9 protein-coding genes are annotated in these 13907 nt (G+C 37.5%); 3 read left to right on the top strand and 6 right to left on the bottom strand.

Translation table 11 applies throughout. The annotated features are described in order from the left end of the window. Nucleotides 1-112: 112 nt before the first annotated feature. Nucleotides 113-2341 carry an RNA polymerase recycling motor HelD gene (gene helD, locus B2R82_RS06560; protein WP_286924095.1) on the top strand — a complete coding sequence of 743 codons (2229 nt, stop codon included), beginning with the start codon at nt 113-115 and terminating at the stop codon, nt 2339-2341. A gap of 312 nt (nt 2342-2653) precedes the next feature. Here helD and B2R82_RS06555 read toward each other — a convergent pair whose 3' ends face one another. The 4 genes from B2R82_RS06555 to B2R82_RS06540 all read right to left on the bottom strand — a co-directional run bounded on the left by B2R82_RS06555 (nt 2654) and on the right by B2R82_RS06540 (nt 8606). Then, on the bottom strand, nt 2654-3520 hold the full coding sequence (locus tag B2R82_RS06555) for a GNAT family N-acetyltransferase (RefSeq protein ID WP_286924094.1): 867 nt from the start codon (nt 3518-3520) through the stop codon (nt 2654-2656). A gap of 563 nt (nt 3521-4083) precedes the next feature. Continuing rightward, on the bottom strand, nt 4084-5916 hold the full coding sequence (locus tag B2R82_RS06550; RefSeq protein WP_286924093.1) for an ABC transporter ATP-binding protein: 1833 nt from the start codon (nt 5914-5916) through the stop codon (nt 4084-4086). Further along, complete coding sequence (locus B2R82_RS06545; RefSeq protein ID WP_286924092.1) at nt 5916-7637, bottom strand: ABC transporter ATP-binding protein; 1722 nt, start codon at nt 7635-7637, stop codon at nt 5916-5918. The genes B2R82_RS06550 and B2R82_RS06545 overlap by 1 nt, the downstream gene beginning before the upstream one ends. 75 nt (nt 7638-7712) lie before the next feature. Then, nucleotides 7713-8606 carry a DMT family transporter gene (locus tag B2R82_RS06540; protein WP_286924090.1) on the bottom strand — a complete coding sequence of 298 codons (894 nt, stop codon included), beginning with the start codon at nt 8604-8606 and terminating at the stop codon, nt 7713-7715. A 186-nt stretch (nt 8607-8792) separates the two neighbouring features. Between B2R82_RS06540 and B2R82_RS06535 the strand changes: the two genes are divergently transcribed. After that, nucleotides 8793-10814 (top strand): EAL domain-containing protein, encoded by a 2022-nt coding sequence (locus tag B2R82_RS06535; protein ID WP_286924089.1) that lies wholly within the window; start codon nt 8793-8795, stop codon nt 10812-10814. 53 nt (nt 10815-10867) lie between these two features. On the opposite strand, the gene B2R82_RS06530 is transcribed toward B2R82_RS06535, so the two are convergent. Further along, a complete protein-coding gene (locus B2R82_RS06530; protein ID WP_286924139.1) occupies nt 10868-11335 on the bottom strand; it encodes a threonine/serine exporter family protein in 468 nt (155 codons plus the stop codon). A 20-nt stretch (nt 11336-11355) separates the two neighbouring features. After that, complete coding sequence (locus tag B2R82_RS06525) at nt 11356-12108, bottom strand: threonine/serine exporter family protein (protein WP_283870598.1); 753 nt, start codon at nt 12106-12108, stop codon at nt 11356-11358. A gap of 250 nt (nt 12109-12358) precedes the next feature. Between B2R82_RS06525 and B2R82_RS06520 the strand changes: the two genes are divergently transcribed. Beyond that, nucleotides 12359-13762: a polysaccharide deacetylase family protein gene (locus B2R82_RS06520; RefSeq protein WP_286924088.1), complete on the top strand. Its 1404-nt coding sequence runs from the start codon at nt 12359-12361 to the stop codon at nt 13760-13762. Nucleotides 13763-13907 lie beyond the last annotated feature (145 nt).

The following is a 13907-nucleotide window of genomic DNA, read 5'->3' as shown; positions in this document are numbered from 1 at the left end:
TAATTCTAATAGTAACATAATTAGCCTATTTCGCTTTCACTTGATGGTAAATATTATATATAGTAGTATGATAATCTACTTTGAAATTGTAAGTACTTAGGAGGTGCTAAAAATGACTGCACAACATCCAGATTTTCAGGCTGAGGTGGAATGGCTGACCTTCACTAAAAATTATATGCAACAAATTTTAAGTGAATCGAGAAGAGATTTGCAATCCGCTCAGGAAAATATTCGGAAATCAATGGCAGATCTTGATTACTTAGACTCTAGTTTGAGTTATTTAAATATCCTTGCCAACGCCCGATTTTTTGAAATGGCTCGAAACCAGAAAGAGGGCTTAGAGGCTGTTCAAAAGAAACCGTATTTTGCCAGAATTCATTTTCAAAAGACTGGTGATCCAGAGGAGTTTCTTTATATCGGCAAAACCTCATTATTCCATCGAGAGACACACGAGCCAATTATTGTAGATTGGCGTTCACCAGTTGCTAACGTCTATTACGATGGGCGCCTTGGTGATATGGAGTATGATGTTCGAGGGGAAATCCATAAAGGTCACCTATTTGCCAAGCGTCAATATAAAATCGAAAATGGTGAATTGCTTGATATTCGGGATATTGATTTAACGACCAATGATGAATTGCTGCAAGAAGCATTAGCTGGTAAGGCAGATGTGCGTTTAACTGAAATCGTCTCAACCATTCAAAAAGAACAGAATGACATTATTCGAGCACATCTTCGTCAGCCTATTATCGTACAGGGTGCTGCTGGTAGCGGAAAAACAACGATAGCTCTCCATCGAATCTCTTACTTCCTCTATACTATGGGTGAGCATTTTAACCCTGAACAGCTCATGATATTAGCACCAAATAAGCTATTTATCGATTATATTGGTGACGTATTGCCAGAACTTGGCGTTGATAAAATTTGCCAAACAACCTTTTCGGATTATGTCCTAGCTGCCACTAAGCTTAAGCTAAAACTTCAAAACCCTAATGAGCAGTTAGAAGGGCTTGTCGCGGGTGAATCACAGCAGTCCACTGCTTGGATATCTGAGATGAAGGGCTCACTCTATTATCGTGATGTTATAGAGCGTTATGTTCAAAAGCTTGAGCAGGAAATTGCTGAGCAATTTGAGGATGTATTCATCGAAAAATATTGTATTATGCGCGCCTCCCATCTAAAGAAGCTATTCTTATATGAATTTTCTTATATGCCTATTGAAAAACGGCTTGATCATATTAAAAAGATTTTAGCTAGCCATGTACGCCAAAAGAAGCAAGCCGTCTTAAATATGTTGCATAAAAAATATGATGAAGCACTTGGCAAAGCTTTAAATGGAATTCGAGATGATGACAAACGTCGTCGTGTCGTAACAAAGTTTATTGATGAGCGTGATGAACGAATACCCGCCATCGAAAAAGAGGCTAAATCCACAGCAACTGTTTATATGCGTCGTTTCTCCAAACATAATATAAAAACACTATATCGTACCCTACTTACAAAACCTGAGCTTTTAGCAGAGCTTGCACCGGAGTGGCATTACCTTGAACAACAGCAGTTTTTACAGGCTCATCTAAAGGAACATTGGGTTCTTGAAGATTTAGCCGCATTGTATTATTTACAGGCTCGCTTAAAGGGTATTTCAGATGAATGGAAAATGCGGGTGGTTTTTATTGATGAAGTGCAGGACTATAGTTTATTCCAGCTTGCTGCTTTAAAATCTGGACTTGAGACAGATATGTTTACAATGGTAGGTGATTTAGCCCAGGGTATTCATAGTTATCGTTCACTAACTGCCTGGGAGCCTGTCCAACAGTTATTTCCTCGTGCAAGCTTTAGGACACTTCAAAAAAGTTACCGTACAACCATTGAAATCATGGAGGTCGCAAATAAGGTTTTAGCACAAATGGAAGAACAGCTACCTCTTGTGGAGCCTGTAGTTCGTCATGGCAATGCGCCAACCTTCATACAAGCAAATGCATTCGATGCTCTGAAAATTAAATCAATTTTTGAATCAATACGTACGAAAGGACATCGATCCATTGCGTTAATTTGTAAAACGTCAATAGAGGCGCTCAAAATGCAGAAAGCTTTAACTGACCACGAAATAAATGCCCAACTGCTAACAGAAAACGATTCCATTGATCAGGAATTATTACTTGTAGTGCCAAGCCATTTAGCAAAGGGTCTTGAATTTGATGCAGTCATCGTCGCAGCATTCGATACACCTTTCTATGATACAAAACTTGACAGAAAGCTATTATATGTGGCACTTACACGAGCAATGCATGAACTCTATTTAATCGGTCCAGCAAAAGAAGCGTTTCTTTTAGAAAGCTAAAATTCCCATTCGTAATAAAAAGTCGCTATTTGGGCGACTTTTTAAAATGCTCTTTTATTAATTCCGAGGAGGTAAACGGTAAAACTTCCCTCGGGCTAAATACGCTTTAACAACTTTCCACCATGAGCTAGGTGCTTCCTTTGGAGGAGACTTCTTTTTAGGCAATGCTGGCATGCGCACGTGTAACGACTCCTTTCATAGGGTTATTAATACTATATGAGGATAGTAGGTATTTATGATAAAAAAGCAGTGTTAAATTCTTTCATATAAAAAAAGTAAGGAGTTTTTTACTTTTGCTCCTTACCATTCTTTCTAATGCTTTACATAATAATCGATTTGCTGTGCCTTCATAAAGCCAGCCTTTTCATAAACAGAAAGGGCTTTTCCATTATCAATTTCCACATCAAGCATCACAAATTTTGCTCCTATTTTACTTGCATAGTCCTTGGAAAAGGATAGCATTGCTGTACCAATGCCCTGCCCTTCACAATTTGGATGAACGGCCAATGCTGTGACCCATTGAATTTCATTTTCCTGAGCGGTTGTCACTGTTCCAACAACTTCACCGTCCTTGCGGGCTAGCCATAGCTTTCTGCCATTTGTAGATATATTAAAGGCTATTAGTTCTTCAGACTCTTCTGGTAAATCTCCAAATGCTTCACTATAAATGGCAATTAACTCTGCCTGCTCACCTGCATATAGAGTAATTTCGACATCCTTGCTTAACTTTACTGATTCTGCTCTTGTTTCTAAAGTTGCCTCTGAAAAGCTATATGTAAAGCCTTTATTCTCAATAAACGTATGACCAAAGGGTGATCCATCTATTACTACAGCCAATTGCCCCTCTGCTCCACGCTCTTGAAGACCAGCCTGTAAAGCCTCCACTAAAGCGGTTCCGATTCCTTTTTGACGATACGTAGGCGTTACTACCAGGGACCATTCATATGTATGTAGTCCCATTAAGTCTACAGCACTTGCTACTCCTACTAACACATCCTTATCATCTTCATAAGCAAGGACCATAAAGCCCTTTGTTTCAAAAGATCCCGCCATCGGAACTCCCAGCGCAGTTTCATATACACGATAATCATGTACGGTTGCTTCTTCACATAATAAAGTTACTTCTTTTAATGTTTCCCCATCTAACGGAAAAGACACCGTCATCACTGAAATATTCATCGTTTACTCCGTTCTTGAATCAGACTATTGCCCTATTGTAGCAAGAAAGAAAATCAGCTTGCAACAAAATATAATAGTAACTTCTAATAATCAACTATTTTTCTATTAATATAAAGAAAATAAATGGATTTATACAATCGTTAATGACTATAATAACTGAAAACTACTATAATTTATAGATATATATTCATACTAAGCGCTCTTATTCAATATTTCAACCCTCCTTATAATTATACCATTTATACAAATAAATTACATTTCTGAATTAGAAAATTTCTTTACTTCCATTTGATTTTTTCGCCTTATAAACGATTCTTTTTCTATTTTTCTAACTTAATGTTTAACCTAAGAAAGGAGCAATCCCAAAGAGAGATCACTCCTTCCTATGAATCAATCACGACAAGTGTAATGCGTCTGATTTTTTTTCAAGTGTGCTCGAAAAGCTCTTCTCCAAAATCTGTGGCATCTGCCCAAGAGGGGCTTTATCAATATTCAGCGGACGGTTTACAAAAACATTTTTTCTTTCGCATAGTAAAAATCTGAAGAAGCAAGATAAAATAGCGCTATTCTTCAAGATGATATGAAGAAGATTGTAACATTTGCGCATAAATGCCACCAGAGTCAATTAATTGTTGTTGAGGACCTGCTTCCACTAATTCGCCCCTGTGCATTACGAGTACAATATCGGCATTGTGTACAGTATTTAAGCGATGAGCAATCACAAAGCTTGTGCGCCCCAGCATTAGCGTGTCTAGGGCCTCTTGAATGGCAAGCTCAGTAACAGTATCAATACTGCTTGTAGCCTCATCCAGCAATAATATCTTAGGATCAGCAATTAATGCTCGAGCTATTGACAGCAGCTGCTTTTGTCCCTGTGAAATTTCTCGACCATCTGCGGCAAGAATAGTGTCGTAGCCATTTTTTAGCTTAATGATAAAGTCGTGAGCATTTGCGCGTTTTGCCGCCTCTACTATTTCTTCATCGCTTGCATCTAATCGACCATAGCGAATATTTTCTCGTACAGACGCTTCAAACAAAAATGGGTCCTGTAGCACAAAGGCCATTTGAGAACGCAATGCTTGTCGTTCTATTTGTTGAACGTTTACACCATCAAATAAAACCTCACCCTTTGTTACCTCATAAAATCTAGCAATAAGCTGTAAGATAGTTGTCTTTCCTGCACCCGTTGCTCCAACAAGGGCTACTGTTTGGCCTGACTCTACTTTAAAATTAACATTCTTTAACGTGTAAGCTTCCTCTTCTAGCTCATATTTAAAATAGACATGTTGGAAACTCACCTGCCCTAATAACTTATGCTTTTGTGCTGAGGCAGTTTCTACTTCAGGCTTTTCATCCAGTAATGCAAATACACGTTCAGCACCAGCAATTGCTGATAGAACTGTATTAAACTGATTGGCTAGATCATTTAATGGGCGAGTAAACTGACGTGCGTATTCAGTAAAAATAACAATGACTCCAATTGACACGTGTCCATAAAGAGCAAGTACGCCCCCAATCCCAGCTACAATTGTAAAGCTCATATTGTTTAAGAAATTCATGACCTTTGGGATATAGCCCGAATATGTCTGAGCCCAAAAGCCTGTTGTTTTTAATCGCAAGCTTTTCTCACGAAACTCCTTCATCATTCTGTCCTCTTGTGAGAATGCCTTCACAATTCGTTGACCTGAAATTGTCTCTTCAATCATACCGTTAAGCGTACCAATAGCCACCTGCTGTTGTTTGAATAGTGGAGCTGTTCTTCGTGTAATCCAGCGCATTGACCAAAACATAATTGGTATAATGGTCATCGTTAATACAGTTAGCAAAGGGCTTAAGCTTAGCATGATAATTACAGTACCTGTTAGCGTTAAAACACTGGAAAACACCTGTATAAAGGAACTATTTAATGTTGAACTTACCGCTTCTATATCATTTGTCATCCGACTCATTAACTCTCCATGTTGTCGACGATCAAAAAATGAAATAGGCAATCTTTGAAAATGTGCAAAGACACTTGTACGCAGTCTATAAATGGTTTGCTGAGCAATACCAATCATCCAGTAATTTTGTAAAAATAACGCTACAGCTAAGAGAGCATAAATGCCGATTAACAGCATAATGCCCTTACCTAAACCTGCCAGCTCACCATGCGTTACATACATATCTATCATTTTTCCGATTATATATGGTCCAAGAAGAGCTAAAATAGAACTTACCATAACAAGTAAAAGCACAATTATTAAGAGTACACGTTGTTCATCGACAATTTTCCATAAACGCAACAATGTACTTCGCCAATCTGTGGCACGGGGTCCCTTCTTTTTCTTGACAACCTGCTGTACATCCTCTTTTGTCAAAATCGGCTCATAGCCAAAAGGTTTCTGGAAAAATGCCATTATTTCTCTACCTCCTGCTGGGAGACTGCGATTTTTTTATAGAGCTCAGAAGTTCGTAGTAGCTCATTATGCGTACCATACGCCACTACTTTCCCTGCATCGATTAATAATATTCGATCCGCTCCTTTAGCCGTACGTATTTTCTGAGTAACAACGAGCATAGTTGCTGGTTCTTCGCTCAGTGCCTCCCATAATGCCTGCTCCGTTTTTACATCAAGCGCACTTGTACTATCATCCAGCATTAATAGATGACCTTTTCGTAATAACGCTCTTGCAATAGATAGCCTTTGTTTTTGGCCACCTGAAAGATTAACGCCCTTCTGTCCAACTCTTGTTTCGTATCCCTGTGGAAAATCTTCTACAGAAGCATGTATTTGTGCTTGCATTGTTGCCTGTCGCACAGCAGCCATTTCAGCATCAGTGTCACCCCACCGAACATTATCTGCAATGTTACCTGTAAATAATAAGGATTGCTGTGGGACATAACCAATAATTTCTCTTAGCTCTTGTAAGTCCCAATGCTGAATATCCTTACCTTCTACTAAGATTCTCCCCTCAGTGACATCATAAAAGCGAGGAATGAGCTGTAATAATGTTGATTTACCTGCACCTGTAGCACCCATTATGGCTAATTTTTCACCTGATTTAACATGAAAGCTTACATTCGCTAATACGGGAGAGTCTCCACCTGGATATATAAAGCTAACGTTTTCAAAGGCCAATTCGCCAAAATGCCTTCCGCTAGAAGGACTTTCTACAGATGATGACTGCTCAGTGTCATTTTCAATAGACAAAACTTCTGCCATACGCTCTGCTGAAGCCTTGGCACGGGCATAAAAAATAATAATAAAGGCAAACATTGAAAATGAACCTGTCATACGCATTGTATAATTGACAATCGCCACAATATCACCAAGTGGTGTTGTACCTGAAGCAATTTGCTTTGTCCCAAACCACAAAACGGCAAGTAAGCTCATATTCATGATGAATAATAGTACAGGCATAATATACTCCATAGTACGCAAAGCCCTAACTGTATCTAATTTTAAGCGTGAAGCTACCTTATCAAAACGAGAGGCTTCATAGGTACCTCGTAAATAAGCCTTAACCAACCGAATAGCCTGTAGATTTTCTTGCAATACACGATTTAATCGATCTATCCTCTTTTGAACAAGCCCAAAATAAGACACGCCCTTTGTCACCATAAAAATAAGAAAAATAAAGATTATGGGTGCACCAATTACTAAAAATAAAGCAAGTTTCGCATTGACAACAAAAGCCATTACAATACTACCAATAACAGCTAACGGAGCCCGAAGCATAATTCGCAGGCTCATAAAAAGCACGGTTTGAACCTGTGTTACATCATTCGTTAGTCTTGTAATTAGTGAGGCTGTTGAAAATTTTTGATAGGTGGCTAATGTAAATGCTTGAATTTTTTCAAACATCGCATTTCGTAAATCATAGGAAAAGCTTTGTGCGGTATGTGATGAAAAATATGAGTTAATGACACCAGCAAAAAAGGCTACAAAGGAAAGTGCTAATAATATAGCACCCCATTGTAAAATCATCCCCTGGTTCTGAGCTCGTACTCCTTCATCTATGATTTTAGCCATAATAAGCGGCTGTACCAGCTCAACAAATAACTCTAACAGCATTAAACATAACGCTATAAATGCTGTCCATTTATAAGGCTTTACATAGGAAAAAATTTCTTTCATATTCTTCCCCCTTGTTACTTATAGGAATTTTGCGAATTTTAAAAATAGTAATAAACACCTGGCTAGATAATACTTTTATGCTTTTTCTCCGGCTACAGAAAGCCATGTTACACAAACAAGCATAACAAACACACCAACTAATTGCCAAAAACCTAAAGTTGTACCAAACACAATGACTGAAATAGCCATAGCTGTTAAGGGCTCTATACTAGATAGTACGCTAGTTTCAACTGCTGTAATATATCTCATACTACTTAAAAACAGCACAAAAGCTACTGTTCCAAAGAATATGAGTGCTAGCATTAACCCAACTATCTTTATATCAGTGAAGACAAGCCATAAATTTGACTGCCATACACGGCCAATTATCCCCAATGTTCCTCCTCCTATTAGCATTCCCCAGCCAACAACGAGTAGAACGTTCCACTCTTTCATCAGACGGGCTGGATACAAAGTGTAGAAGGCAAACGTTAGACCAACAGCTACTCCCCACAATAAGGCTTTATTACTAACTAATAAAGCGTCAAATGAAGCGTTCGTTAGTAGGAGAAAAAGACCTATAAGTGTACCAATAATCCCTAACACTTGATATTTAGGGGGCCATTTCTTTAAACTAAGGGAGACATAAGCAACAACAAAAATCGGTGCTAAAAACTGTAATAGGGTTGCTAATACTGCATTACTCGCATTAATTGCTGCCACAAAGGCAAACTGCACACCCAACATTCCGGCGATACCAAATATAATAAGCTGTCTACTCCACAGTTTTTGCTGCCAAATACCGAAAATATCTTTTCCTGTTAACAATAAATATGTAAGCAAAAGTATACCTGCAACTGTTAAACGAATTGTTAACATAAAAGTCACTGTTAGTGGTGTATGGCTAAGTAACCATTCCATTAAAGGCCCGGTTGCACCCCATAACATCGAGCCAGTAACGATAAATATTATTCCTTTTAAACGTTCCATACAATTCCTGCTTCCTATATACGTACTAAAAAATGTTATTTTTCTTCAAAACTTTTCTTGCATTTCACTAGAAAAGTCCTAATATTTTTCTTCATCAAATATTTACAAATATATTCATAATGACTAATTCCCGATAATTAACTATAATATTAGTATATATTGATTACCCAAGGAGATCGAATAATCATGAGTCATATGCATAAATCATTTACGATTGATGAACATTATTTAAATTCACTTCCTTTTCCTGCAATTGTCGTGAATCAAAATGGACAAGCAATTATTTTTGGAAAACCTGCTGAACAACTATTTGGTATTTCAGCGACTGATATTAAAGGAAATACTACTCCATTCATACACGAAAATCTACTACGTGAGTTATCATACGAGACATTTCAGGCTATCTTACACAATGATGAAAGTACGTATATTGATAAAGTTCAAGTAGTCACATTTACAAATGAAAAGATCACTACAGCATTGCTTGCTAAACCATTTATAGAGCAAGGAGAGCCTTATATTCTTCTGTTATTTATGCTGCCGGAATTAATGATTAATTCTGTGTCAAATAGCGGTACTCTCATTAATTTAAAGCAAGGGTTAGACGCATCATTTATGACCGTTACACTTGATCATGATGGTTTTATTTTAGAATGTAATGCGGAATTTCTAAAGACAAGTCAGTGGACTCCAAAGCGTGTCATCGGCAAAACATTTTGGCAGCTATTCCCTGACAATGAAGCAAGTGAAAAGATTACAAACACTATTTGGCGTAATTTAAACAATGGTCATACGTGGCAAGGTGAGGTTGAAAAAATTACGAAAACAGGTCAATCTTATTGGGTACTTCTAACAGCTATCCCAACGTTTAGCCTAGAAACAAATGAACAACAATTTATGTTAATCGAGAAGGATATCACGAAATCAAAGACTATCCAACATCAATTGGAAAAAATTGCTTATATCGATACCGAAACAGGTCTTATGAATGCACATCGACTTGAAAAAGTAATTTCCAATATGATTGAGGATGAGAGACACTTTTCTTTTGTCTATTTAAGTATCGATAAATTTTATACATTAAAAGAGCTACATGATCAGCAAATCGATCAAAGCCTTATTGTAGAATTTACAAACCGTATAAAAATGTATTTCCAAGATAGTACAATGGCACGCATTAATGAAAATGATTTTGTTGTCATCACACCTTTAAGTGAATGGTTTATCCAAGGTTTCCTGTCCTATCTACAGCAGCATCCAATTTATAGCAGCAATATTGCTGTACCGATTTCTATTAGCGGTGGTATTACAAGATTCCCGGAAGATCAAACAACATTCTCTCAACTAATGAAAGCATCTATAGCAACTATTTCTAATGTTCGTGAGGCAGGCGGCGATAAAATTGTCTCATTATCTAAAGCTACTCATAAGGCATTAAATCGAAAAGCTTTAATTGAAAAACGTTTACTCCAGGCTCTAGATCAAAAGAATTTGAAAGTATTATATCAGCCCCAAATCGATGTTTATTCTGGTAAAATCACAGCTGTAGAGGCATTAGTCCGTTGGGAGGATGAGGTAATCGGTGTTGTAGCACCTGATGAGCTTATTCCAATTGCTGAGGAAACTGGTCTCATTAACAATATCGGTTCCTTTATGCTAGAAAAAGCTTGCGAGCAGGCATTAATTTGGAAAAAAGCTGGCCTAGACATGAAAGTATCTATAAACTCTTCCGTTCGCGAATTCCGTGATAAAAATATGGCAAAATCAATTCTGGAAAAGCTAACTAAAACGGGCTGCCCTGCCAGTCTCATCCAAATTGAAATTACAGAAAAGTTTGCCCTAGAGGCAGAGGCTGCTAGCTTCATTACTCAGCAAATGCGTAAGCTAGAGAACGAGGGAATTTCCTTTATTCTAGATGACTTTGGTACTGGATACGGCTCATTCAGATACATGCAAATTTTACCGATAGATACATTAAAAATTGATAAAACATTTACAAGCTCCTTACTAAAATCTGAAAAGACACAAAAGCTAATGCACGGCATGGTGCAGCTTGGAAAATCAATGGAACTTAAGGTTGTAGCAGAGGGTGTTGAAACAGCAGAGCAAGCAGACCTATTAATTACTTATGGCTGTGACGCTATCCAAGGCTATTATATTAGTAAGCCTGCTACTCCAGAGGAAATTGAAGCATTGCTTGTAAAATAGAAAAATAAAAGGGGCTCCGTTAGAGAAATTTTCAAACGCAGCCTCCTTTTATTTTATTTTTTATAGACTTTTTGTAATTTTGCTTTACTTGAACGAATCGACCTGAATATTAATTGCATAAATACCTCTGCAAAAACAAGACCCATAACGATAGCTCCTGTAATTAAAAATGCTTTTAACCCATACTGTAGACCTTGTAAGTAATCATCCTCTACAACGTTCCTCATGGCATTATAGGCCATACCACCTGGCACTAATGGGATGATCCCACCTACTATAAAAATAATCATCGGCATTTTAAAGCGCCGCGCATATAAATGAGCAACTATCGCAATGACAAATGATCCGAAGAAAGAAGCGTTGACGACATCCATTCCTTTTTCTGTTAAAAGATAATAGATGATCCAGCCAATAACTCCAACAAGGCCGCAATGAAGTAGTGTTTTTCTAGGTACATTAAAAATAACAGCAATCCCAGCAGTGGCAAAGAAACTAACAACTAATTGAATGATAATATCCATCATATGCTATTGTGCGCCTCCTAAAATGCTAGAGTGACAGCAATTGCTGCACCAATGGCAAAGGCTGTTAGAAAGGCCTCTGCCCCCTTTGCCATCCCTGACATAAAATGACCTGCCATTAAATCACGCACTGCATTTGTAATCAATATACCTGGTACAAGTGGCATGACAGAGCTAATGATAATTTTATCAAGCTCTGTTCCGAAGCTATACTTGACTGCAAAGAAGGCAACAAAGCCGATTACGAGTGATGCTGTAAATTCTGAGAAAAACTTTACTTTGGTTAAATTATTTATCATGACAAGCACTAAAAAGCCTAGTCCCCCCGCTAAACAAGCAATCGGAAAATCAGCCCATCCACCCTTAAACATAATAAGAAAACACCCACTTGCAAGAGCCGCTGCTATGACTTGTAAATAGGTTGGTAAAAAATAATTTGTTTTTTGTATCGACTTTAGCTCGTCATAAGCCTCTTCTAATGTTATCATGTGAGATGTGAGTCTCCGAGATACTGAATTTACCAAGGCTATTTTTTGTAAATCTGTAATCCTATTGGAAATTGATGTGATTCTCGTTGGCTGTGTCTTGCCTAACGAAAAAATGATCCCAGTTGGTGTGGCATAACACTGCGCATCAAGCATATTTTGAGAATGTGCCATGCGTAGCATCGTATCCTCCACACGGTATGTTTCTGCACCACTTTCAATCATAATACGCCCTGCAAGCAATAAGCAGTCAATCGTAAATTCATTATCCGCTTCATGTAAAACCATTACAGCTATCTGCCTCCTTCAAAAGGTTCCTTGCCAATAGTATCGAACTGCCCAAAAAAACTCAACTGAAATTTCAATTATTAATTCTATACTTTGGCTGTAATATGCTGATTAAAGCAAATTGATTTTATATGAAAATAAATTTCCCATAAATTGATAGCAAAACTTTGTAGATTCGTATAACTTTTTCAATGGCTAACACGTCTGATTGTATAGAAAAATAATTTAGGAAAGGAGCGTATCCATAAAAATGCCGGAACGCAGAAGAAGACGCGGCCCGATGATTGATTTTCTATTAATCGGCCTCATTATTACATTAACAACTATTATTTTAGTTATTATCCTATCGAAGGATGACTTTAAGTTTCAAAAAATTAGTGCCTCAAAAGAGACAGAATCAGTACCTAGTAATTTATCCACAGAAAGCTCTGCGTTTCCAGGTATACGTATTGTAACAGACGTTTCTAATGATAAACAAACACCTTTTGCTATTCATTATCCACAGACTGACAATAAAGCATTTAATGAAGCCGTTTTACAGTACATATCGGATTCAAAAGAAACCTATTTGTCATCAATGAAAAAAAATAAAAACAAAGAGGCTATGGGCGAGCTTAACATTAGTTTAGAAACATTCCCGTATCGTGAGCACTATTACTCCTTTGTACTAACAAAAATGGTGTACTTAGGTGGGGCAAATCATGAGGTATCAACTAAGACATTTTTCATCAATAACGAAACAGGCGAACAAATTACCATTAAAACATTACTGCAAGGCGATGAAAACAACTTAGCTTCATTGGCAGCTCAAGTACGTAAAGATTTACAGCAAAATCTTCAATTAAAGGATGATCTCTTTACAGATGAGCTAGAAAAAGCAACAGAGCCTAAATGGTCTAACTTCAATCGCTTCTCCATTGTAGAGGATTCGTTACAATTCTATTTCGATGAGTACGAGATTGCTAGTGGAGCAGCAGGTGCACCAATAGTGAAGCTTCCTCTTTCGCTAATTAACCCGTTGTTAGCCTCTGATTTTCAAATTGCTATGGAGACTATAAAACCTACGAAACCAACTAACACAGGTGATTCCAATACGAAACGTATCGCCTTAACTTTTGACGATGGTCCACATCCAAAGGTCACTGAACAAATATTAGATACACTTGATAAATACCATGCAAAAGCTACTTTCTTTATGCTTGGTGGTCGTGTACAGTATTACCCTGATATTGCTAAGGATGTACTTGCTCGTGGTCATGAAATAGGTAACCATACATGGAACCATCCTGTATTAACAAAGCTTTCACAAGAGCAGGTATTGAAGCAGTACACATCAACTTCTGCAGAACTAAAGAAAGCAATTAATCAAGATGCTACTGTATTTCGACCTCCATACGGGGCAACAAACGATGCTATTAACGGGCAAATACCAATTCCTGTCGTACTATGGACGATTGACACATTAGACTGGAAGCATCGTAATGCACAGCAACTATTACCGTATGTAAAAAATAATCTACACAATAATGCCATTGTTTTAATGCATGATATTCATCAATCAACTGCGGATGGACTGGATGCCGTACTTGCCTATTTACAGGGGCAAGGCTATGAATTTGTAACAGTCTCAGAGATTCTTCCCTATCGTCAATAAATAACCCTTCAAGTACTGCTTGTATCCAAAAAAGGTAAAAGTCCAATAAACTAAAATTAAGTTTATTGGACTTTCATAGTGTTGAAAAACTAAATGGTCAAAGGATTCTTTGTGAACACTACTAAGTCAAATGAAGGTGATTTCC

The organism is Lysinibacillus sp. UBA6686 (assembly GCF_002455205.1).
In the GTDB taxonomy this organism is placed as follows: domain Bacteria; phylum Bacillota; class Bacilli; order Bacillales_A; family Planococcaceae; genus Lysinibacillus; species Lysinibacillus pakistanensis.
Note: the sequence above shows the minus strand (reverse complement) of the source record. Positions and strands in the feature narration are given on the sequence as shown.